The organism is Calidifontibacillus erzurumensis (genome assembly GCF_013303125.1).
In the GTDB taxonomy this organism is placed as follows: domain Bacteria; phylum Bacillota; class Bacilli; order Bacillales; family Bacillaceae_J; genus Calidifontibacillus; species Calidifontibacillus erzurumensis.
On the sequence record NZ_JABTTE010000012.1, the window covers coordinates 32785 to 57665 of the forward strand.

General features: G+C 39.2%; 17 protein-coding genes. 1 reads left to right on the forward strand and 16 read right to left on the reverse strand.

The window, feature by feature from the left end; genetic code table 11:
• Positions 1 to 281: 281 nt before the first annotated feature.
• The 10 genes from HR057_RS09835 to spoIID form a co-directional block, all read right to left on the reverse strand.
• Entirely contained in the window at positions 282 to 2204 is a 1923-nt protein-coding gene (locus HR057_RS09835) for a DUF294 nucleotidyltransferase-like domain-containing protein (protein ID WP_329955865.1), read from the reverse strand.
• 705 nt (positions 2205 to 2909) lie between these two features.
• Complete coding sequence (locus HR057_RS09840) at positions 2910 to 4445, reverse strand: solute symporter family protein (RefSeq protein ID WP_173731260.1); 1536 nt, start codon at positions 4443 to 4445, stop codon at positions 2910 to 2912.
• 31 nt (positions 4446 to 4476) lie between these two features.
• Complete coding sequence (locus HR057_RS09845; RefSeq protein WP_173731261.1) at positions 4477 to 4809, reverse strand: DUF485 domain-containing protein; 333 nt, start codon at positions 4807 to 4809, stop codon at positions 4477 to 4479.
• An 807-nt stretch (positions 4810 to 5616) separates the two neighbouring features.
• Positions 5617 to 6279, reverse strand: coding sequence for a 3'-5' exonuclease (locus HR057_RS09850; RefSeq protein WP_173731262.1), 663 nt, complete (start codon positions 6277 to 6279; stop codon positions 5617 to 5619).
• Positions 6280 to 6445: 166 nt separating this feature from the next.
• Positions 6446 to 8380 (reverse strand): DUF294 nucleotidyltransferase-like domain-containing protein, encoded by a 1935-nt coding sequence (locus tag HR057_RS09855; RefSeq protein WP_173731263.1) that lies wholly within the window; start codon positions 8378 to 8380, stop codon positions 6446 to 6448.
• On the reverse strand, positions 8361 to 10034 hold the full coding sequence (locus HR057_RS09860) for a sodium:solute symporter family protein (RefSeq protein WP_173731264.1): 1674 nt from the start codon (positions 10032 to 10034) through the stop codon (positions 8361 to 8363). The genes HR057_RS09855 and HR057_RS09860 overlap by 20 nt, the downstream gene beginning before the upstream one ends.
• Before the next feature lie 76 nt (positions 10035 to 10110).
• Entirely contained in the window at positions 10111 to 10413 is a 303-nt protein-coding gene (locus HR057_RS09865; protein ID WP_173731265.1) for a DUF4212 domain-containing protein, read from the reverse strand.
• Between the two features lie 623 nt (positions 10414 to 11036).
• Positions 11037 to 11222 (reverse strand): hypothetical protein, encoded by a 186-nt coding sequence (locus HR057_RS09870; protein WP_230474418.1) that lies wholly within the window; start codon positions 11220 to 11222, stop codon positions 11037 to 11039.
• Positions 11223 to 11813: 591 nt separating this feature from the next.
• Positions 11814 to 12776 (reverse strand): M23 family metallopeptidase, encoded by a 963-nt coding sequence (locus HR057_RS09875; RefSeq protein WP_230474419.1) that lies wholly within the window; start codon positions 12774 to 12776, stop codon positions 11814 to 11816.
• A 1087-nt stretch (positions 12777 to 13863) separates the two neighbouring features.
• The gene (spoIID, locus tag HR057_RS09880) at positions 13864 to 14898 is read right to left on the reverse strand and encodes a stage II sporulation protein D (RefSeq protein WP_173731266.1); all 1035 of its coding nucleotides are present in this window, start codon (positions 14896 to 14898) and stop codon (positions 13864 to 13866) included.
• Positions 14899 to 15317: 419 nt separating this feature from the next.
• Here spoIID and HR057_RS09885 point away from each other — a divergent pair, with 419 nt between their 5' ends.
• Positions 15318 to 15470, forward strand: a complete 153-nt coding sequence (locus tag HR057_RS09885; protein ID WP_173731267.1) for a hypothetical protein — start codon at positions 15318 to 15320, stop codon at positions 15468 to 15470.
• 155 nt (positions 15471 to 15625) lie between these two features.
• On the opposite strand, the gene murA is transcribed toward HR057_RS09885, so the two are convergent.
• The 6 genes from murA to nuoL form a co-directional block, all read right to left on the reverse strand.
• On the reverse strand, positions 15626 to 16936 hold the full coding sequence (gene murA / locus HR057_RS09890; RefSeq protein WP_173731268.1) for a UDP-N-acetylglucosamine 1-carboxyvinyltransferase: 1311 nt from the start codon (positions 16934 to 16936) through the stop codon (positions 15626 to 15628).
• Between the two features lie 31 nt (positions 16937 to 16967).
• Complete coding sequence (locus HR057_RS09895) at positions 16968 to 17738, reverse strand: YwmB family TATA-box binding protein (protein WP_173731269.1); 771 nt, start codon at positions 17736 to 17738, stop codon at positions 16968 to 16970.
• Between the two features lie 1133 nt (positions 17739 to 18871).
• Complete coding sequence (locus HR057_RS09900; protein WP_173731270.1) at positions 18872 to 19108, reverse strand: DUF1146 family protein; 237 nt, start codon at positions 19106 to 19108, stop codon at positions 18872 to 18874.
• A gap of 844 nt (positions 19109 to 19952) precedes the next feature.
• Positions 19953 to 21473 (reverse strand): NADH-quinone oxidoreductase subunit NuoN, encoded by a 1521-nt coding sequence (nuoN, locus tag HR057_RS09905; protein WP_173731271.1) that lies wholly within the window; start codon positions 21471 to 21473, stop codon positions 19953 to 19955.
• 5 nt (positions 21474 to 21478) lie between these two features.
• Entirely contained in the window at positions 21479 to 22990 is a 1512-nt protein-coding gene (locus HR057_RS09910) for a complex I subunit 4 family protein (protein WP_173731272.1), read from the reverse strand.
• A complete protein-coding gene (gene nuoL / locus HR057_RS09915; protein ID WP_173731273.1) occupies positions 22987 to 24855 on the reverse strand; it encodes an NADH-quinone oxidoreductase subunit L in 1869 nt (622 codons plus the stop codon). Before nuoL ends, HR057_RS09910 begins: the two co-directional genes overlap by 4 nt.
• Between the last annotated feature and the right edge of the window lie 26 nt (positions 24856 to 24881).

Genomic DNA, 24881 nt, shown 5'->3' on the forward strand with positions numbered 1-24881 from the left:
CCAATTTCATGATCATTCGATCTATTTCATTTTGAGTATGTGGAAGTCATTTTCGTCGTTTACCTGCTGTCATATTTGCATCAGTTCTGTTCAACAGTTAAAGAGAGATTCAGACGACAAAAACAGGTGTTATGTTGAAATCTATTAAAGACCTCGCTATGTAGAGCGTTGTTTTCGCTTGGTGGTAAACGTATAATGTTGACACTTTTACAAAAAACACCCCTTTTCATAAAGGGGTATGGGCTCAATCAAACACATTTTTTTGACCGTTCAAAGGCTCATTATAATTTATTTATCAGATGAAATTGCAACGCTCTTATTGTTTTTAACATGCCGTGAAGCTCGTCTTTCATCCAACCAGGAAGTTTCGTGAGATCAATTTCAGTTGAGGCCTTTTCTCCTTGAAGATGTTTTTCCCAAGACATGCGGATACGCGTTTTTAAGGCCACTTCATACGCATGGCGTAAATCATTGGATAAACTTTCATATAGGACTTGTTTCATCCTCAATTCATTTAAAAGCTGCATGGTCGTAACACCGACGATGCCGTTTAATGCCCCAAGCACTTGCAAACAATGATGGAGCGGAAAAAGGGCATGTTTTTTAATATCTATTACTTTCGTTTTTGCCTTAAACATACCGAGGAACGATTGGTCAAGCTGCGGCACTAATTTTTCCCGCTCTTGTTGCGCCATGTAATATAAAAACGTTTGCGAAACCTTGAGCTTGTTTTTCACCATCTCCACGAACTCGTCATGGAGCGTGTCATCACCATAAAGGAACCGAAATGATAAAAAGTTTTGCCCTAGCAAAATTTGTTCATCAGTTGCTTTTAACGCCCAGTTTTTGAGCCTTTCTTTCCAATCTGTAATCGAGCCGCGCCAATCCGGATTGTTTGCCATCATTTTCCCTTTACATAACGAATAGCCGGCTTGGTGTAAGTGTTTGACAATTTCTTCCCCAAGCAATGCAAAATACTCATCAACTTTCTCCTTGTTTTCAGCATCCACATCGGCATAAACAAGAAAATGATCTTGGTCGGTGAGCATGAATTGTTCACCTCTTGCCCCGCTTCCCATCGCATACCATGCAAATGGTACAGGCGGACGGCCTTTCTTTTGTTTTTCCAAAGATTGAACAGCCAGAGAAACACAATGCCTTGCAAGCCTGTCATATAGCTTTGTAATAATTTCCAACAGATGAATCGTTGATATATCATCATTGATTAAACTTGAGAGGACATCATAGATGGCATTTTTGACGGTAGGCAAGTTTTCAAAGGATGATTGTTCAATTTTTTTCAAAATACTCATTTGTCCCCGATTTTTCTTCGCCAATAGCGTAGACAGCGTCACAATGCCAATGACCCGTTCTTCATCAATAACCGGCAAATGTTTGACTCCGTTTGTAAAAAGAGTGGATAAGGCTTCATAATAATAGGCTGTGCGCGAAATGGTAATCGGATTCGGCGTCATAATATCTTTTGCTTGAAGTTCGAGCGTTTGCATGTCCCTTTCAGCAACCACTCGGCGAACGATATCTTTATCGGTAATGATACCCATTAATTTTTCGTGATCGTCAACAACAAGAATAGAGCTGATTCCATGGTCAACCATTTTCTTGGCGATTGTCTGCACAGATTCATGCGCATTTATTGTAATAACGGGTGATTGCATTAAGTCTTGAACCCGGCGGACAAATGGTTCACTTTCTCCCCATTCTGCCGCTTTTTTCATTTGCTCAGCCAAGGATGTATAAAGATCCCTCAAACGAACGGCAACTTTTCGCAGGAAAAATTCGCGGACGTCTTCGTCTTCCCATCTTTTTCGAAGGATCGTATAAGGAATTTCCAAGCAATGCAAGTCTTCAGCGGCTTCTACTTCCACCGTTAAGGAGTGAGCTGGATCAACCGGTTCTCCTAGAAAATGCGCCAACCCTGAAAAGCCAATCATCTCGTTTGCTTGTAAAATTTCTAGTATTTCTTTTTTGTCATTTTCTCCACTGACAAATACTTCGGCAACGCCTTTTAAAATAAGCAGAAGACCTTGACGTTCAGTTTTCGCATACAGCACTCGGTCGGCTTTTCGATAAAACTTTAACTCGCATTCTTGAAGCATCTCTAAAAATTCATTATCTGTAGTGCCAGCAAATAATGGATGTTTATGAATGAGGGCATATAATTCAACATTTTTATCAATAATCACGAAATCCTCTCCCTAATTTTCCAGAAACTTTTTGTAGTAAGAAGCCTGAAACTTGTGGCGTACAGCAATGTCGGAATGAAAATATTTGCTTATGATTTTAGCAAGAAAAGGGGTCACTTGTAAGATTAGTTAAGCCGTATCTTGAAATTTTAAAAAGCAGGTGAGCATTGATTTTCAGAGAGACGGCAATAATTTCATTTTGCCTAAGTCATGTCCAAAAAGGCTGTTGTTTCATGATGTTCAACGATGTGAGCATACTTACGAGCCTTAAATTCGGAAATGTGGTCACAAATCATTTAGCCTAGAGCATTCCAACAAGACTCTTCTTCAGCAATAGCATCAAGCTTCATTTTTGAAAAAACTGGTGAGCTTCGATAATCGAAAATGCGGACATGAAGCATTTTACACAAATCCTGCTTTTTTTGTTCCTATCTTAGTAGTAGCATAGCTAGGTGATGAACACTCTTCCGCCTTAGATTCTTTTTTTCAGTTTTGTAGTATCAAAACTATTTATTTAGCAAAAATGTCTGCGTAAAACTAGAATCTTTGATTGTCTGTTATGCATTTCCCAACATCTGCCTGAATGGTAGAAAAAAAGCCCTCCTCCCTTGTTAAACACATAGGAAAGAGGGACACAATCTCAAAATCTATTTAAAGGGTAAAGGGAATGAAAAACATATCCAATGAGAGATAAGCCATTTTCTATTAGCCGATTTCACGATAACCAGTTTGTGCTTTAAATTCAACTTCTGCAAATTTCTTCTCATCGCGTTCAGATGATAGAAGCGTACCGATAATGGCAGCTATAAATCCTGCAGGTACAGATACAATCGCCGGATTTGTTAATGGGAAAATCGGATTTCCGACGAGGAGCGTAGCACCCTCTTGAGGGCTCATAACACTTGGACTAATAATAACTAGAACAACTGATGTAACAAGACCCGTTACCATTGATGCAATCGCACCTGTAGTATTAAATCGCTTCCAATAAATCGTAAATAAAATAGTTGGCAAGTTTGCTGCAGCAGCAATACAGAACGCGAGTGATACAAGGAATGCAACGTTCATTTTTTCTGCACCAAGAGCAATGATGATTGAAAAGACCGCAATTCCTAATGATGCAAGGCGTGCAGCTCTTACTTGTTCTTTCTCAGTCACGTTGCCTTTTTTGATAATTTGACCATAAAGGTCATGGGCAATGGCTGATGCACCTGATAATACAAGTCCTGCTACTACTGCCAAAATCGTTGCAAATGCTACCGCTGAAACAAATGATTCTAATACTGGACCACCTAATACGCCTGCTAGCATTGGAGCTGCCATGTTACCCGCTGCATTTTCTGCAACGATCGCTTCATGACCAACAAATTTAGCTGCTCCAAATCCTAAGAAAATTGTTAACACATAGAACAAACCGATGATCCATGTTGCATAAATAACAGAAGAACGGGCAGTTTTTGCGTCTTTAACTGTAAAGAAACGCATTAAAATATGTGGTAATCCTGCTGTACCTAAGATAAGCGCAATCAATACAGAGATTAAATCCAATGGATTTTTATATTTCACACCAGAGTGCAAGTATGCTTCACCATGTGGTGTTGCAGTCGCCATTTCGTTGAACATTTTAACAAGGCTGAAATCAAATTTTAAAAATACTAGGAAAGAAATAATAATTGTTCCACCCATTAGCAAGGCAGCTTTAATAATTTGCACCCAGCTTGTAGCTGTCATACCGCCGAATAAAACGTAAATTGTCATCATAATGCCGACTAAAATAACTGCGATTGAATAATCAATACCTAATAATAATTTTATAAGTGCTCCTGCACCAACGAGCTGTGCAAGCATATAGAAAATAACAATGGTGATTGTATTAAATGCTGCCGCTCCACGTACTTTTGGATTTGAAAAACGTGCAGCAATCATATCAGCCATCGTATATTTTCCAAGGTTGCGCATTGGCTCTGCAACAAGGAATAATACGACAAGGTAAGCAACAAGCCAGCCTACACTATAGTAAAATCCATCAAATCCGCTTAATGAAATTGCTCCAGCAATCCCCAAGAATGAAGCAGCTGATAAGTAGTCTCCCGCTATCGCCATCCCGTTTTGCCATCCTGATAAAGAACTGCCTGCTGTATAAAATTCACTAGCTGTGGAAGTACGTTTTGCAGCCCAGTATGTTACTACTAGCGTTGCCGCAATCACTGTTACGAATATGAAAATAGAAACTAAATCCAATGTAAATCCCCCTCTTTAAAAATCCCCTAAATTATTTAAGAATATTTTTTAAGATGATTTCTTCCGCTTCTTTATCAAAGCTTGAAGATTTTTTTGCATAAATCATTGCGAACAACCAAGTCATTCCAAACATGCCGAATGCATAGATCCAAGTCCATGTAATCCAACCGATCGCTTTTGCTTCAAGGATATGTGTATACCCTGTCAAAATCGGCAATATGAAATAAGCCGCAAAGAAGATGACAACATAAGGTGTAATAAATTGATTTTTCCGCTTAACTAATGCCTTGAACTCTGGTGTTTTCACCAATCTTTCATAATCGATGTGTTGTTCGCGTGTTTTTTTGTAAGCAGTGCTACTCATCTAATCAACCCCTTTTGTTTTTTGTCCCAAACTTTTCTCCCTGTTACAAATTACAAAGGATTTTTCCTATTGTCTTTTTCTCTCGAAGGAAGACAATAATACAACTTTCATGGCTCACCTAGGAAAGCCATGTTGAAATCTTTTAATCTTTCCTCGCTAATGCCTGTTCCTCACCCCCTTTAAGGACTTTTTCCCCTAGAAGTCGACAGCACTCAACAGAACGACTGGACGGTCTGATGATCGTGCGGTCTTTCTGTCTGTCGAAGCCCGATTGTGTCGTGAATGGATAAGATGCAAAAGGTTTGTGGTGGTGCTGATCAGATGAATCTGACAGCACCACGGTTGGCACCCTTTGTCCAATTTGACACGAATTGGCTCGCCTTTTTACAGTCCGTACATGTTGTTGCACGGGAAAAATACACGACGGACTGAAATGGTGTTGGTCCGTAGAAATCTGACAGCACCATGTTTTTGCACTCTTTGTCCAATTTGACACGACAAGTTTTCATTGATCGAAAGCCGACAGTGCTTCTATTCGCATAGAAGCATTTATTTTTGCCAAGCAGTGCAAACGAGCTACGCTCTCCTGCTTTTAAATGGCAAAAGTATAGGATTGTTGACTTTCCTCCTGCGGCAACTGCAAGAATATATCCAACTCCTATTCGTTGTAGATTCATTGTACGAATGTGATCTTATTGACTAGTTTCCATTTAAAGCGTTTGCAAATTTTTGTTTCAATTTGCTTTCTCTATGTGTCTATATATCTTCCAAACTTATATTATTATCGAAAGTAGATTTTTATGATTTTTAATATGTCATCATTCTTGCATCAGCGTCGCTATATCTTAATAAATCTCCCCATGTTTTGTAGCCCCGGTCGATAAATTGCTGCAACAACTCACTGAATAGGTAAGCCGTTGTGAGAGCGTCGCCAAGGGCTGAGTGCCTTTCGTAGATGCGGGTTCCGAATACCATCGCATATCTTTCAAGATCGCGCATTTCCCAAGACGGGCTTAAAAAGCCGATAATATTTAATGTGTCGATGACTTTTGTTTTTTTTAACACTTGTTTTGCCCGTCTAATTTCATGGCGCAATACCATTTCATCAAAGGCAACATAGTGACCAACAAGGGCGGCGCTTTTATTTTTTCCTACAAATTCAAAATAAGATGTGATCGCATCTAGTGAATTAGGTGCCTTTTTCACTTTTTCATTGGTAATACCGGTCAGTTCTGAAATAATCGGCGGGATATCCCGGTTTGGTTTTACATAAGTTTGGAATGTCTCCTTTTCCAACACTTCATACCCCTTCATATGGACGGCTCCGATTTCAATCAATCGATCGGTAGTCGCCACTTGGAAACCCGTTGTTTCCGTATCAAAGACCGTAAATGGCACGTCTTTAATTGGTGTTGACAGCGGCAATGTGTCATCCAATGGACATGTGATTGATTTTTTTAGCCAAAACAACAGTAAATCCCCCTTTGTGACCCCCCTGTGGAGGCGGGCATCCGACACTAGACTTGCAATCACCAATCTTAACCAATAGGGGCACCAGAGGGGTCTGACACCTACCTCCAGATGGTGCCGCAGATGGTGCCGGAGACGGTACTGCAGAGGGGTCTGGCACCCTATGTTAGATGGAGAACTCTGAGAGCATGAGGCTTTGGAGTTCTCGGACGGTTTTCAATGTTAAGATCAGTTCTTCTTTTTCTCTAGTTGTCAAATGTGTGAATGTTAATACGGATGATGTGCTTTCTCCCCGTTTGTATTGGTTCCATTTTTGTTTGACATAGATCGACATAATTTCGTTAAACGCTGTTTTTAAATCGACAGCTAAGTTTTCAGTGAGAACTTTCTTCTGTACAAGATAATCAATTCGCTCCATTGGTGTTCCTGAAAAAATTTGATACGACAACGATAAAATTTGTAAGCTATGATAAAAAGGGAATAAGATATCTTTTTTAATGTCAATTTGTTTCCGTTCCAGCTTAAATAGCGAACGAATCGGGTGATCAAGCGTTGGAACTTGATGTTCTTTTTCCATTTGAGCCATTCGGTATAGAAAGATTTTCGATCGTTCGAGTTGTTCGGTAATTGTTGCTTGAAATTTGTCGTTTAAGCGCAAATTACCGTATAAAAAGCGGTAGGAGAAAAAGTTTTGCGCAAGCATAATATTTTCATTCGTTGCCTTAAGCATCCATTGACGCAGACGCGTTTCCCACGTTTTTAGCGATCCGCGCCAATTTGGTTCACTTGCCATCATTTTTCCTTTACAACGAGCAAAACCGGCTCGTTCCAAAAAGATGACGATTTCTTCTCCTAATATTTCAAAATAGTGTTCAATCAAGTCACGCTGACCTTCTTCACCATCTTCATAGACGAGAAAATGGTCTTGGTCTGTCATCATGAATTGGGCACTGCGGCCAGCGCTGCCCATCATGTACCAACAAAAATCGACAGGGGGCGTCATTCCTTTTTTATTGCGCAATGAGTCAACCGCAAGCTGCACGCAACGAACCATTAATCGGTCATTCAATTCAGTAATCACTTTTAAAATATGAGAAACAGGAACATTATCACCAATTAACGTTTCTAAAATTTTATAGATTGCTTGTTTTATAGTAGGCAAATGCTCTTCTTCTATTCTTTCAATATTCCGAATCGTCTTGACCAAACTTTCATTTTTCTTTCTTAAAAGGCTGCCGAGTGAGACGATACCGACAGCTTCTCCTGTACGCTCATGAACAACCGGCAAATGTTTATAGCCGCCAAGAACCATGCTCGTTAAAGCAGCATAATAGTATTCAAGTCTAGCAATCGTCTCTGGATTTTTCGTCATCACTTGACCGACTTTGAGATCATATGGCTTTGATTGAGCTAACACTCGATTGACCAAATCGGATTTTGTAACAATACCAGCTAGTTTGCCTGACTCGAGCACCAATACCGCATCGGTTTTATTTTCTTTCATTTGTATAGCGACTTCTTGAATCACCGCATCTTTCTCCACGGCAACAAGTGGTGACATTACATCTTTTACGCGAACGATAAAACGATCGCTCTCCCCGGTTCTCCGTGTAATTTTTACTTGCTCAGCAAGGGATGTATAAATATCTTTCAATCTCATTGCACATTGCTGTAGCAAATAATCACGAACACTAACGTCCTCAAAGCGCTCTTCAATGACGGAATAAGGAATAAGGATGCCAAAACATGGCTCTAATGCTTTAACACGCACCATTTCTTCATATTTATTTGATTTGGAAACACCAAGAAAATCTGCAAGACTCGGAAAACCGATTAATTCCCCTTTGGAAATGATCTCCAACGCTTCGATTGTGCCTTCATCTTCAAAAATAAAAACTTCTGCCATTCCTTCTAACAGCAAAAGCAAACCTTCCCGTGGCTGGCTTGCTTGATAAATAAGTTCATTTGTTTCGAAGCGTTTAAGAACACACTTGTCCATCAACTTTTGAGCTTCATAGAAAGGCACCCCTTTAAAAAAGGGGTGTCCTTTTATTTGTTCATAAACAGCTTGTTTTTCATACTTATCCGATCTTTGCTTCATGTCCTTCGTCCATCCAAACTTCTCCATTTTTATAAGTCATTTGTTCTGGATAACGCATGTCTAATACTTCTTCTTGCTGCTTTTGTGATGGAACTTCAGTTGCTAATGAAACGATGATGTTAGCAAGGATACCTGCTGCAGCACCGAAGATACCCGCACCAGTGTCAATAATACCCAAAATTGTGAAGCCGCCATATTTTGCAGCTAAAATATAGCCTAGTGTAACCGCCAAACCAACAAGTAGTCCTGCAATAACACCTTTAGAATTTGAACGTCTCCACCAAACACCTAATAACAATGCAGGGAAGAATGTACCAGATGCTAGAGCAAACGCCCATGCAACGATTTGTGTAATAACCCCTGGAGGATTCAATGCTACTAAACCAGCGATGATAGTTGCTAATAAAATAGACCAACGACCAACATTTAGACGCTGTTTTTCATTTGCATTCGGATTGATTGTACGGAAATAGATGTCATGAGCAAGTGCTGATGAAATTGTAATCATTAGACCGCCAGCTGTTGATAGAGCCGCTGCCATCGCACCTGCAGCCACTAACCCGATAACAAACATACCTAAATTCGCAATTTCTGGTGTTGCCATAACAACGATATCGTTACTAATGACGAGCTCTGACCATTGAAGGATGCCATCCCCGTTGCCATCAGCCATTTGAAGTTTTCCAGTTTCAATCCATGAAGCTGTCCACGCAGGAAGTTCAGACAATTTTTGACCAACAATTTCTGTCATTAAGATGAAACGTGAGAACGCTGCATATGCAGGTGCTGATAAGTACAATAATGCTATAAATAATAGTGCCCAAGCACCGCTCCAACGTGCTGCTTTCATGGTTGGTACTGTGTAGAAACGGACGATTACGTGTGGCAAACCTGCCGTACCAGCCATTAGTGTAAACAATAACGCTAAGAACTGTGCTTTCGAACCATTTGTAAATGGTGCGAAGTATTCAGATACACCTAATTGTGCATCAAGTTCTTTAAATTCCCCTACAATTTGACCGTATGATAACCAAGGAATAGGATTTCCAGTTAATTGTAATGACATAAAGATAACTGGGATTAAATAAGCGATGATTAACACAATATATTGAGCAACCTGTGTCCAAGTGATCCCTTTCATGCCCCCCATTGTTGCATAGAAGGCAATTAAAACAACCCCGATCATTGTTCCAATTTTCGCGTCTACTTCAAGAAGACGACCGATAACTACTCCAGATCCAGATAACTGTCCGATCGAATAAACGAAGCAAATGATAATTGTAATAATCGCACCTAATAGGCGGGCTGTATCGCTGTTGTAGCGGTCACCTAAGAATTCAGGTACCGTATAGCGGCCATACTTACGAAGCTGCGGAGCAAGTAGGAAGGTTAACAATAAATATCCGCCTGTCCATCCCATAATGTATGCCAAACCATCATATCCTAAAAGCATGATCGTACCAGCCATACCGATGAATGATGCTGCACTCATCCAGTCGGCTCCGATCGCCATACCATTCCAAACTGGTGAAACGTTACGTCCTGATACGTAGAAATCTGAGGTGGATTTTGCTGTATTGTAAATTGCAATACCGATATAGAGGCCGAATGATGCCAAAATGAAGGCCATTGAGACTAAAAACTGTTGATCCATTTGGTTCCCCCCTGTAATAAATTGTTATAAATCTTTCTCCCCAATAAACGTTTGATAAAGATATAAATGAAGCCTATTAGTGATCAAATGTTTTACCAGCACTTAATGCCTCGTTTCTCTTTTCATCGATACCATATTTTTCGTCAATTTTATCGCTCACATAGGCATTGATAAATAATAGAACTACAAACGTAATAACTGCTCCTTGTGCACCTGCCCAATAGTGAAACGGCATACCGAGCACGTTAAAACCAGAGAAACTTTCCGCAAAAGCTGCTACCACAAACGAAACAATAAAACCAATTGCTAGATAAATAGCAATGTTGCGTGTCCTTGTTTTAAAGTAAGAATCAGCAACGCTTTTATCAATTTTTTTCATTCGTAAAATCCCCCTTTTCTTTAATTGACTCCCTTAAACTTTCTCCCCTAAGTTTAAAGATTGAATAAGACGAAATTCTTTTCTACCTTTCTGACTGTTTCTGTTACCTTGACTTCACCCCCTTTTGTTAAAGCGCATTCAATTTTTTTCTAGCCTTGCTGCCTTCCAACGATTTCTAAATTTAAGGCTTGATCATGTTTGACGATCCTTGAAGCGACAGCTTTATTTATAGGAAGTCATTTATAAATGACTCTATTCTCCATCTTTCAATCAAAAAATTTATAATAGTCATCTATAAATGACTTTTTAACTTCACTTGAAAGAATTGAACTAAACCATGATTTGTGCCTTTAGCACTTTGAAGAGGTTGTTGTGTGTCATTTTCAGTAGAACATCAAGAACCATATCCAATAGTGTTTTTCCAACAACCATATGAGGATGTGATATCATTGAAGAAGAACGGCCTGTTCATTATCCGATCAGGCTATTCGTACTGGTAAGTGAGTATGACACAATTTTACATAACGACCTCTTATTCTTGATCGAATCTCTGAATCTATCTTAATGTAATAATGAGGCAACGTTTGGGCGAAGCAGATTATTATATTTTTTCTTAAAAATAATTATCTTAATCCAAATATGAATTGAACGGTATCCCAGAACGGTAATGGAACCATAATAATTTTGATGAGCATGTAAGCAAAAATAGTTGCAAACGGCAAAACTAACAGCCCTACTTTTCTTTTTCTGATCGCAAAAATCACACAAAAAATCGTAAGAAGACCGTATAATACCACTAAGATCATCATCATTGCCCCCCTTATTTACATTTTTATTCTCTATCTCTTTTCGATATTCTATTGAACAAAATTTTATAATAAATCTACATGTAAGCGTATTCAACTTCATAGATTTTATGTCAATCAATAGAGTTTTTGTGCCTCTTTTTAATTTAAAAAGGATCGGTCACCTTCATATAGGCTGAAAGAATTAGTATTAATTTTTAGAAAAATTTTGATAATTGTATTATTTCAGAATGTAAACCCAATCGTCAAGTATTTTTTTATTAATTTTCTTATAAAATTTTGTCATTATGTCGTTCACATATATTTACCCATAAACTGATTGGTTATATTGTTTTTTTAATATAACTCATTAGAAATAAGGTAGATGGTTTTTTGTTTTTACTATTTTTCTTGTTAAATTTTCTATTTTGTTTAATTTTCGCTTTTACTTTTGTTAGATATATAGGAACTAGAGCTTATATCCGTACGTTGTTACATAATGCCAATGAACTAATTAAGGGAACCCATCTAACTAATAGTTTTAAAATATATTTTTTGGAAATAAAAAGAAGATCTTGAAGATTTTGCTTCAAGATCTTTCTATCAGTTATAGAATTATGCTCTCGTCATGCTAATGGAGGCATCTTCTTCTACATTCGTTTTTGAGGATTGCTTAGAATTGCCATTTACATTGCCTTTGTCTTCAGTGCCTGCATTGCCTTCTTGTTTGTCAGAAGGCTGTTCTTTTTGTTCATCAGCTGGTTGTTCTGATTTGTTTGGTTGATCTTGATCAGTTGAACTGCTTTGGTCTTCTTTATTTGCAGGGTCAGTTGTTTTATCCTCTGATTTTTCTTCTGTTTTTGCTTTCATTTCATCTTCAATGGCTGTAATCGGTTTGTTCAAGAATTTTTCCGGATTGACCGGCTCATTGTTTTTGCGAATTTCAAAATGGACATGAATGCCTGCATCTTTGTTATAGACGCTTGTACCCGCTGTACCAATGACTTCGCCTTGGTCCACTTGGGCACCTGCTTCAACAAACATTTCGCCTAAGCTATGGTAATGAGTTGTAACACCATCTTCATGTTTGATTTCTACGATATTTCCAAGCAAAGGATCGTTTTCTGCCCGTACGACTGTTCCGCTTAATGCAGCTACAACGTCAAAGCTTTCACCATTTTCTTGGGCAATATCGATACCTGTGCTAGGATAGTACGTATTATTATAGAATACGAGTGCTGCTTCTTGTTCTTCGCTTGATGCGTTGTAATCATAGAATTTCTTTTTAATAACGACTGATTTTTCGTCTGTCACAGGCATTTTAATAGTTTCTTCTTGAACATTAACCGGCACAGCATCTAAATCCATATAGTCTACTTGATTGTCTGCAATATTTTCTGTGTTGTCTGTATCTTCACCGCCGAGAAGATTTCCATCAGAAGCTTGATACCAAAGCACTCCAGTTAAAATTAATGCAGCACTTGCAATGTAAATGGACGGAAGCACCCATTTCTTTCTAATCATACGTTTCCACTTTGAATCTAGAGTAGTTATTTTTTCTTCCTCTCTCATTTTCATCACCTCAGCAACCAGTCTTAGCAAAATTTCGAGGTTCTATACATCGCAAAAAAAGTTTTTTGGATTTATTTTTCGACAAAATGCAAAGTTTTATGCATGGGTGTGTGGATTTTTTTGCATAAGTTGTATTTGACGGAATTTTTCGGAGGGTTGGTTACCAGAGAAATAATAGAATTGGCAGGGATTGGTCTAGTTTTGGAAAATTGGGACTGGTAGTGATGATAGAGACAGGTTTTGGAGAGGTTCATGGGGTTTGTGGAATTTATCGGAGGCTATGATAGTAGTTATCATGAGCGGTGGCAATTAACAGGGTGGAAAACTATGTAGGTTCGTCAGCGTGATGGAAGTGATGGAAAAAAACAAGAAGAAATCATAGAATTTTAAGTGCATAAAAGGAAGGCTATTTCATTGAAAAAAATCAAGAGGTCTATGGGTGTTAAGTCATGCATTAGTTGTAGAGGTACATGTAGGAGTCTAAGGAAAGGCCAAAGAAATTAGAATTTATATATGGCATTTTAAGGATAAAAAGGGTTTTGAGAATAATTTTAGACATGTTGGACAACCTCATTGTGACAACGCAAATATACCTCCACTTATTTTTCAAAAAAAATGGACGATAATCCGTTTAAAAAATATGTTATTTCTTGTTCCCAAGGAAAAGAAACTATAAAGGCGAGCCGACGTTCCGTTTTTCGAAATATGCCATTTCTTGTATTTCAAGGAAACAGGAACATAAAGGCAATCAGATAATTTGTTTAAATGACAATTTGCATCTACTTGTATTTCAAAGAAATTGATAATGCTTTTTGAGACATGTGCCTTCACTTGGATTTAATGGAAAACGGGTTATTTTAGGCAAGGTAATAATGTTTTGAGGGATGATATCTCTTCTTATATTCTATTAATGGGAGTCAACGATCTCCCGTTTTGAGTACAAGGCTCTCCTCATTTTGCACAAGGAAAATTCGACAATGAAACAACCCCAAGAATACTCTTGGGGTTTGAACTTTTTCATCCGTCTAAAAGTGAAGTTCTGCCTCTTTTTTGTTAAAGTCGATATTCTCTCTTGCCTTGTTTTGGTCATAATCTATTTTTGAGCGACGATGACGTCATTTAAGAACGGTTCAATGCTAGAAATTTCTGTTCCTTGATAATAATGGGCAATGATTTCCTTGACTGTTTTTCCTTCAGCAGCCATACCATTGGCACCGTATTGGCTCATACCGACACCATGGCCATACCCTTTTGTCGTAATGACAACGTAATCGCCTTGTTTTTTCCACGTAAAATCACTTGAGTACAAATTAAGTTTTTCACGGATTTCACGGCCATCAAATGTTTTGTCATTAATTTTCACCTTAGCCACTCGGTTTCCTGCTGTACGAGCTACAATTTCTCCAATTTTATCAGAGGTCACTTTCACCCCAAGTTTTTTTTCAAATTCGGCAATCGGTATGGTCACTTTGTTTATGAATTTTGGAGATGCTTGATCCCAAGGGCTTTCGACGCTACGTAAATATGGAAAAGAATTTTTCCAGTAGTCCTCTGAATTTTCGGTATAGCCGTTGCTTGTTGAAAAAAATGAAGCGGTAATCGGTTCATTATTATAAGTAATAATTTGCCCTCTTGTTGCTTCGACGGCTTCGTTAATGCGGGCCATTTTCCAATCATAATTAGCTGCTCCCCAAGCAGCTTTCAGTTCTTCTGGGCTTTTATAAACTTGGTGTATAACGGTATCCGTTACAACAGCGCCTTTAGGGGCACCCACTGGTTCTCCTTCTAATAATTGTTTGACAATATACGTACGGGCTGTTAAAGCTTGGGCTTTTAATGCTTCTATTTCAAACTCTGCTGGCATTTCTGAAGCAACAACGCCTTTTACATATTCTTCTAAAGGAATTTTTGCAATTTTTTTCGTCTTCGTTCTATAGACAGCGACTTCAATTGCTGGTTCTTCAACCTGTCCGTTCTCGACTGTAACTGACCCTAAGGCCGCGTCTGTTTTGCTTACTTCCCGTGCATGTTTTTCATGTGTAAAGGGTAAAACTAAGAAGGTTGGAATAAGTAAAATAATTGCAAAAAGTACGGCTCCGAGAATAGCTAGTGGTTTGATTCGTGACATTGTCTCATCCTCCATTGTTGTTAGTGCTATATAAATAACCTATGGGGATGGACAAGCAAATAGAACTTTTTTGCAAAAAGAACTGTCATTTCATAATTTCGTAAAAAGTGGTTGTTTATATTTTATCAGGGGTTTCATACGAATTTATTGAAGGACCTTTTTTATGGTGATTGCAATTCCGTAATATATATTCATACGAATTTTTTGAAAGAGATCCAGCGAAATGTTTCATGAGCAGAGTTAACACCAATAGTAAAAGCTCTTGTGAAAGAGGCAATGAAGGGAAATATAGTACTTAAAATATCACCTATAGTGATAAACGAATATGTATTTGTATTAATGGGAAACACTTTAATTATTCATTTACCTGGGATTTACTGTGAAGAAAAACCTGTTATAAGGAAGATCAAAATAACTTTGTGAGAAAAAGCATTGATTTTACGGATGCTTATATCGCAGCTCATGCATGTAGCTTAAAACCAGCACATATAATTATGGAAAACATAAAGGACTTTAAAGGCTTAAATGTTTTTGCAGAGGTTGCTCCTGAAGTTGAACAAAAGGAAGATTAAATAAATATGCAGAATAGAAGGTATCACGTATGAAAGTAGAGAATAAATTTTTTAAAAGCGACGATTCAATTAACTGATCAAACATTCGTCATTTTATATTAATTTAAAAAGGATAGATTTGTTCATCTATCCTTATCTTAATACTTATACAGTTGCTATGCCAAATTGGATTGCACATTAGCAATGTCCGCAGCTTTTTTGATCGTGTCTTCGTTAATCCGTTCAATATCAGCACCAAGGCTTGCTAATTTCTCGGTAAAATTGTAATAGCCACGGTCAAGATGATGAAGTTCAACAACACGGGTATAGCCTTCTGCCACAAGACCTGCGATAATTAACGCTGCTGCTGCACGAAGGTCAGTTGCAGCTACTTCCGCTCCTTGCAGATTAGCAGGGCCTGTGATAATGGCTGAACGCCCTTCAATTTTAATATCGCAATTCATGCGGCGAAATTCTTCAACATGCATGAAACGATTTTCAAAAACTGTTTCTGTAATTACGCTCGTTCCTTCTGCTTTTAAAAGCAATGGCATCATTTGTGACTGCATATCTGTCGGGAAACCCGGATATGGCATTGTTTTTATATCCACAGCTTTAAGTTTTTCTGGTCCGATCACGCGGATGCCATCCTCTTTTTCCTCAAAACGAACGCCCATTTCTTCCATTTTTGCAATTAATGCTGACAAGTGTTCAGGAACAGCACCCTTAACAATTACATCACCTTGGGTGATCGCCGCTGCAATCAAGAATGTTCCAGCCTCAATTCGATCGGGGATGACGCAATGACTGGCACCTCTCATTTTGTTTACGCCTTCAATTTTTATCGTTCCAGTGCCGGCGCCTCTTACCTTGGCACCCATCGCATTTAAAAAGTTCGCTAAATCAACGATTTCAGGCTCTTTCGCTGCATTTTCAATAATCGTTGTACCTTCGGCAAGAACTGCCGCCATCATAATATTTTCCGTCGCTCCAACGCTTGGAAAATCCAAATATATTTTCGTACCGCGCAATCGGCCGTTCACTTTTGCTTCAAGAAAACCGTTTCCTACTTGAACAGTTGCGCCCATTGCTTCGAAACCTTTTAAATGTTGGTCAATAGGACGGGAACCAATTGCACATCCACCAGGTAAAGCAACACGTGCATGACCCACCCGGGCCAATAACGGTCCCATAACCAGCACAGAGGCGCGCATTTTGCGGACATATTCGAATGGTGCTTCCGTTTTTAACGGTTTTGTAGCGTCCACTTCAATCATATTATTTTTAAACGCAACCTCTGCGTTTAATAAACGTAAAACCTCATTAATCGTATAAACATCTGCAAGAGAAGGGACATCATAAATGGTGCTTTTTCCTTCACTAGCGAGTAGACTTGCTGCGATGACAGGCAGTACAGCATTTTTAGCACCTTCAACTTTTACCGTGCCTGTTAACCGCCTACCACCACGGACAATGATTTTATCCAAGGTATTCCCCTCCGCGTCCATTATCTATATATTAATATTCAGATGTAATGATTGGGGTGCCAATTGTGACAGTTGTTGTGTCGCCCAATCGTAATTTCCGTAATGAAATTTGTATATTCATTTCCTTATTTTTCGTCGGGATGCTGTTCTTCCAATGTTCAGTATATGCAGATATAGAGACAAATGCCCCTTCTTGAATTTCTTCAATTGACTGTGCGGAAAAATCCTCCAGAATTTCAAGGGCTTTATTATACAAAACACCTTCCATAATATCACCGTTCTCACCGTTTACACAAGTGAAAATTTGTGTCTTTTTGTCGAACATTGTACCTATTTTCTCTTGGAAGGCAGGCAAATTTTTTCTTATTAATTTTAAATCCCCAGTCTCTCCTTCGGCCGTATATATAAGATACGATTGTAAAAAATTTTTATGGGGGTAGGCGACAAAAATAATTTGTTCTTGTATCATGAAACCATCTTTGTCAGATGTTGTCTTGACGCCAATTGTTTTATATATGTCTTTTTCCTTTGTATGAGTCCATGTAAAATCTGAGTTTTCTTCTTTCAGATCTTGTAGGCTTTTTTTGTACTGCTTCATTGAGGAATATGTTTGTTGATCGTCTCGTGCATAAATAGACCATTTTTGAACATCAATGTTGTGCTTTTGCATGACTTGAATCATTTCTATTAATTGTTCCGCGGAGTTCGCCGAAGAACCGATTCCCTCGCTGTTTCCGTAACTATACTGTTGAAAAAATAAAACGATGATCAATGGCAATAGAATAAAAATTTGTCTTATCATTTTTTCTCCGTCTCCCCTGTTTCTCTGCATGTTCGGATGGCTCGTTTGTTTAGTTTCTTTCTATTTTTGGGCTTCTTTGTTTGAGGTACCCTTTCTTTTTTTAGTTTTTTGCCACCTACGAACTTCTTTATTTTTATTAACAGTTTTGCCATAAAGGACAATTACATACGTGGAATAAGTCGCCAGTTCTCGACAACAAGAGAGTTATGTTCATTTAGTTTTAGTGGAAAACGGATCGTTTAAAGATGCGGACGGGTTGGTGGTAGTAAAGGGAAAAAAGTGACTGGGTGGGGTGTATTTGTATTTGGCTTGGTGGGTTTGTTGACGGAACAAGATTTTCCAATAATGATTACATAATTGATGCATTTGAATTAAGCTTATTGGTTTTTTTTAACATCTCTAAATCTACAGTATACGTTTCGTGGTACTAGGAATAAAACAACTAATGCCACCAGAATTTCAAAATTTAAAAGGGGCTTGGGGAACCCGTGAAAGACGGTTAAAGAGTATCTACGACTTTCCAAATATGACAGTACTCGTGATCAAATTGAGCATTGTTCAAGTGAAAATAAAAAGTAACAGCATCGATGAACAAATCAGGATTAGTTGTTACATACAAATTGATAAAATCACTTTTCGATATATAGCACCTTTGAACAATTTGGGCTTCGTCGGGGTTGTATAGTTAAACAAAGAATTTTTTTATCCTGATACCCTTCTCAAATGAACACGGTTTTTGGTGGTAGGAAAGGGAACAGCATTTATAGATTGTTTTTGTTTTGCGAAAAATAAACGATGTAAATTTTGGTATGGATGATTTATGAATTCGTGGATAGATTAATAAAAAAATTTTAGAGAGAATATTGCAAAACAGGTTCTTTTTCTATTTGTTAGGTTCTGATGCAAAAAAATTTCCGGAACAATTGATATGACCGGAAATTTTCAAGTGTATTTGGAACTAGGGTTTTCTTACCTAGGAAATGATTTAATTTTTTAATCATGTTTATGTTTGTTTTTGGTCTATCTGTGCTAATCATCCATTTCATGATGATTTTGAATCTGTGTATGTCTAGGTGTGCTCAAATGACCAGGAAATAATCTTAATTAATTAATTAATATTCCTTCTTTGTCCATTATTGAAATAAATACTTTAGCTGCTGTGCCCATACTAAATAATTTAAAAAGAAATTGCTAACCGACGACCCAATCGCTATAGTTAATAAAATCATTAACACTTTGGCGTGCCCTGTTTTCCCTGACTTGATCAATAAATCAATCCGTACACCCATTAAAGTCCACCACGTAACTGCGAAAAAAAGCAAATGCACAAGAATACTAACTAAAGACAACTGCCCAAAATTATCAAACACAGTAAACACCTCCCGTCAATTATTTCCCGGAAAATACAAAAAACGACAACAACAGACGGTGCCACAGACGGTACGCCAGAGGGGTCTGACACCTACACCCAGATGGTGCCGCAGACGGTGCCGGAGACGGTACTCCAGAGGGGTCTGACACCTACACCCAGTTGGTACCGCAGACGGTGCCACAGACGGTACATCAGAGGGGTCTGACACCCACCCCCAGATAGTACCGCAGACGGTGCCACAGACGGTACATCAGAGGGGTCTGGCACCTACACCCAGATAGTGCCGCAGACGGTGCCACAGACGGTACGCCAGAGGGGTCTGACACCCACCCCCAGATAGTGCCGCAGACAGTGCCACAGACGGTACGCCAGAGGGGTCTGACACCTACACCCAGATGATACCGCAGACGGTGCCACAGACGGTACATCAGAGGGGTCTGACACCCACCCCCAGATAGTACCGCAGACGGTGCCACAGACGGTACGCCAGAGGGGTCTGGCACCGCAATGCAGACGCACCATAGATAAAAAGAAGAGACTCGGGATGCGAGTCTCTTCTTTATTATATATGATTCATGTATTCCTACATAATGTGGTGCTTTTTGCAGGTTTGCTTGTTCTTCGAAATGGTGCGGGGAACGGGATCTCTTATCGTCCCCTGCACAACGTTACATAGTAGATATTCGTTTGCCTATTACGAACATCCCATCTAAACTTCAAAGCTATCTTTTTCTAATTGCTGCCCGGGCTTTCCACCGTCACCCTTTCCAACCTGAAAAAGCCGGAAGTTCTTGTTCGAAGCTCTATCCGATCAAAGCACCATATTAATATCCACCAAATGTTTACAATCCAAGCAAGTTATAGAAGAAGTCTAACGCTAAGTTTGGTGCAACCCCGAAGACAATTGTTCCGATTGCGCATAAACCAACAACGATCATAACACCACTTGGTAGTTGGATTTTCATTGGTTCGTTCGCATCTACTGGGGCTTTCATGAACATTTGTTTCATAACGCCAAAGTAGTAGAAATACGAAACAACTGTAGTTGCCATCATAATGCTAACAAGGATGATATGGCTTGGGAATGGTCCCATTACTGTAATTGGACCCAACGCACCAATAAAGATGTTCAACTTACCGATGAAACCAGCTGTACCTGGGATTCCTGCCAATGATAGTAGGAAGATCGCCATCATAACAGCAACAATTGGTGCCCGTTTATATAGACCTGCAAAGCTTGAAATTTCTTCGCTTTCCATTTTCTCTGTAACTACTTGCAAGATCGCAAACATACCTAAGTTCATTAGCAAGTAAGCAACCAAATAGAACCAGATTCCTTCTAACCATAGCGGTGACAAAGAAATAAATGGTACAAGTAAATAGCCCGCATGAGCAATACTTGAATAAGCGAACAGACGCTTAATATTTTTCTGACGTAATGCAATTGTATTACCGACAATCATTGTAATTGCAGCTATTACTGCAATTAGCGGTTTAACGGACCAAATTAAGTTATAATCCCCTTCAGCAAGTCCTGGTGTGCTGTTGAAAGCTGTCAGGAAGAAGCGGATGATAATCACGAATCCCGCAGTTTTTGATACAACACTTAAGAACGCTGTCACCGGTGTAGGCGAACCTTGGTATACATCTGGTGCCCACATATGATATGGTACTGTTGCAATTTTAAACGACAAACCAACGAACGTAATAATAAATGCTAATCCGATTAAATTCAGCAAATCGCCTTGAAGATTCGCTGTGCGCATGCCAATTTCAAAAATATTGGTTGAACCAGTCAATCCGTAAATATAGCTGAAACCGAACAAAATAAAGGCTGTTGAAATAGAACCGTTCACAATATATTTCATCGCAGCTTCATTTGACTGCAAGTTTCTTTTGCGCAAGCCCGCTAAAATATATGAAGAAATTGATAACAGTTCAAGGCCAATGAACAACGTAATTAAATCGGCACTTGAAGCCATGAACATTGCGCCAAGCAGCGCAGTCAAAATCAAGTAGAAGAATTCACCGCGATATTCTTTCAAGCCTTCCTTCGGCTCATAATTGATACCCATCAATAATACAAATGCAGTACCAACTAAGAAAATAAATTTAAATGCTAAAGAAAACGGATCAAATACATAGGTGCCAAATAAAATTTCAGCTGGTTCTTCGCCAATTTGACCGACTAAAAACGCCAATGCAATGATGATTCCGGCAATGCCGAGCCAGCCAAGCACATTGCGTTTTTTCGAAGAATCCATAAACAAATCGATGAGCGATAACAGGGTAGCTGTGCCAAGAATCACGAATTCCGGAGCCATAAGCCCCCATTTAAAGCTTAACAATGTTTCAAGATCCATTCAGCTTACCCCCCTATCCCTACAGTTATAGTTTCTATCGTCACAGCAATGGCGCTAGTCAATACATTTGGATATACGCCAATCAAAATAATAAACGCTAATAAAACAACAACTGGTAAATACTCAACAGAGCTAATGTCTTTCACACCTGTAAATCGTGTGCTTGTAGGACCAAATGTAATATTTAAAACTGCACGTAACAAGTAAGCAGCTGTTAAAATAATCCCCAAGCAACCAACAGCGGCGACAACCGGCATTGATTTAAACAATCCTAAGAAAGCCATAAACTCACTTACGAAACCTGACATGCCAGGTAGACCGAGCGATGCCATGGCTCCAGCAAGGAAGAAGCCGGAAGCTAGAGGCATTACTTTTGCCAAACCGCCAAGCGCATCGATTGTTGTCGTACCAGTGCGCTCATACATAATTCCAACGATGAAGAACAACAACGCCGAAATTAAACCGTGAGAGATGACTTGGAAAATTGCACCTTGAACACCTTCCACGTTCATAGCGCCTAATCCAATTAAGACAACTCCCATGTGCGAAATACTTGAATAAGCTAGCACCATTTTGAAATCTTTTTGAATCAATGCTAAGAAAGCACCGTATAGTAGGTTAATTACACCTAATACAGCAATAAGCACAGCTAAACGCTCAAATTCAGCCGGGAATAAATTGAAACCAAACGTAATTAAACCGTAAGCACCGATTTTAAGTAAGATTCCTGAGTGAATCATTACCGTTGCAATAGGCGCTTGCGCGTGAACGCGGAGCATCCAAGTATGCAATGGAAAAATCGGCAACTTAACTCCGAACGCAACTAACAACGCAATCAAAATACCCATTTTAAATTCTGGCGTAATGCCAATGGTTGAAAGAGCATTTTGGTCTGCAGCCATAATGGTTTTTAACTCTTCAATATTGGCTGTGCCTGTTTTTGCAAACAACAATGCAAAGACGATTAATAAAATCGCAGAACCAAATCCGTTATAGAGCAAGAAATTATAAGCTGCACGAACGCGTTCTTCATAACCCCATTTTCCTACAAGAAAGAAGGTTGGGATTAATGTAATTTCAAAGAAAATGAAGAACAATACAGTATTTTGTGCGGCAAACACGCCTAGCATCCCTAATTCAAGGAGTAAGAACAGCATGAAAAAGCCTTTCCATTCGCTTTTAATATAAATGGACGCAACAGCTGCGAGTGTTGCCACAACAGTTGTTAATAGAATTAATACAAGCGAAAGACCCGTTAACCCTAATTCATAATTGACGACAAATGGGAAGTCTCCGCTTAAGTTAAAAGAAATCCAGTCGACTTTTTCAGCCAATTGAATACTTTTATTATTAAAATCAAACTTGCTATAAGCAATGAAAGAAAGCAACAATGGCACTAAAGTTGCCAAAAATCCAACCGTTTTAATTGCTTTTTCATTTGTTTTTTGCATAAATGCTAACACAATGATCCCGAGCAGGGGAGAGAAAACTAATAGTGAAAGGAGACCGATACTCATCCGAAATACCCCCCTGTTAAAGCAATAATCACGACTAGAACTGCAATACCGAAGAAGGCCACCGTTCCATAAGTTTGAATTTGGCCATCTTGAAGTCTTGCACCCGCACGTCCAATTCCTTGCGCAAGTAGTGCTGTTCCTTTGACAAGACCGCCCACGATGTAAGTATCAAATACTTGCAAGAAGTAAGCGATCGTCCGTGAACCTAGAACAGCAAGAACATGATAGATTTCATCAACATAATATTTGTTGAATAAAACCTTATACCACATTGGGAATGGTTTGACGAGCCAGTCGCGGGATAAAAGCTTGCTTCCGTACATAAACCAAGCTAATACGATACCAGCTAATGAAACCCCTGTTGCCACAAACATGATCCAAGCCGGACCTTCAATATGACCATGTCCTAATGCGTGTGAACCTTCTGTTAGCCAATCCCCCAAAAACGTACCGAACCATGGTGTGTTCACATAACCAGATACGACTGCTAAAATACCAAGAACGATCATTGGAAATGTCATGACACCTGGTGATTCATGAACATGTTCTTGTTTTCCTCGTGCTTCCCCTGTAAACACTAGGAAGAATAAGCGGAACATGTAAAACGCTGTAAAGAATGCTGCTGCAACTGCTAGCCAAAATAGACCATAACGGCCATCAGCATATGCTGCGATTAAAATTTCATCTTTACTAAAGAACCCTGAGAGGAATGGAAAACCGCTGATTGCTAAGGTACCAATTAAGAATAACGGCGCTGTCAGCTTCATTTTTTTCCATAAGCCGCCCATTTCTTCAATGTCTTGTGTATGCACAGCATGGATGACAGAACCTGCTGCCAAGAACAATAATGCTTTGAAAAATGCGTGTGTCATTAAGTGGAAGACACCGGCTACATAACCAGCTGCCCCCAAAGCAAGCATCATGTATCCTAATTGGCTCACGGTTGAGTATGCCAATACACGTTTAATATCGCGTTGCACAAGGCCGATTGATGCAGCAAAAATAGCTGTAATCCCACCGACAACAGCAACGGTTGTCATCGCCGTTTCACTCGCAGAGAATAGCGGGAATAGCGATGCCACTAAATAAACCCCTGCAGCAACCATCGTTGCGGCGTGGATTAACGCAGATACCGGCGTTGGACCTTCCATCGCATCCGGCAACCATGTATGGAGTGGGAATTGACCTGATTTACCAACGGCACCAACGAAGATTAAAATCGCTGATAAAGTAATCATTCCCGGAGAAATTGCTCCAGTTTCAACGGCATGGAAGATTTCATCATATTCAAAGCTTCCTACTTGCCAGAATAAAAGAATCATCCCGATAAAAAAGCCAACGTCACCAATACGCGTTACGATAAAAGCTTTCTTCGCCGCTGCTCTTGCATCTGGGTTAAAAAAGTAATAACCGATCAATAAGAAAGAACCTAAACCTACAAGCTCCCAGAAAATGTACACTTGCAAGAGGTTTGGTGAAATAACTAATGATAACATCGCAAATGTAAACAATCCTAGATAGCTATAAAACACTGGCATCCGTTCATCGCCATGCATGTATCCTCTTGAGTACATATGTACTAGGAAACTTACAAGGGAAACGATAAACAGCATTAATGCGTTTAATTGGTTGACTTCAAAACCAGCAGTTAAATTCGTATTTCCAATCGTTAGCCATGTTCCCTCTATCTTTACATTTTCTCCTTGCAACCGCTCGATTAGCACCATGATCGAAAGTAAGAGGGAAGCGAGCGTTGCCACCATACCAACGTAGCTACTGCTTTCTTTTAATCTTCGACCAAAGAGAAGAAGAAGTACGAAAGAAAGAAGTGGAAACAATGGTATGAGCCATGCATTTTCCATCATCTTATCACAATCCCCTTCCAGACCCA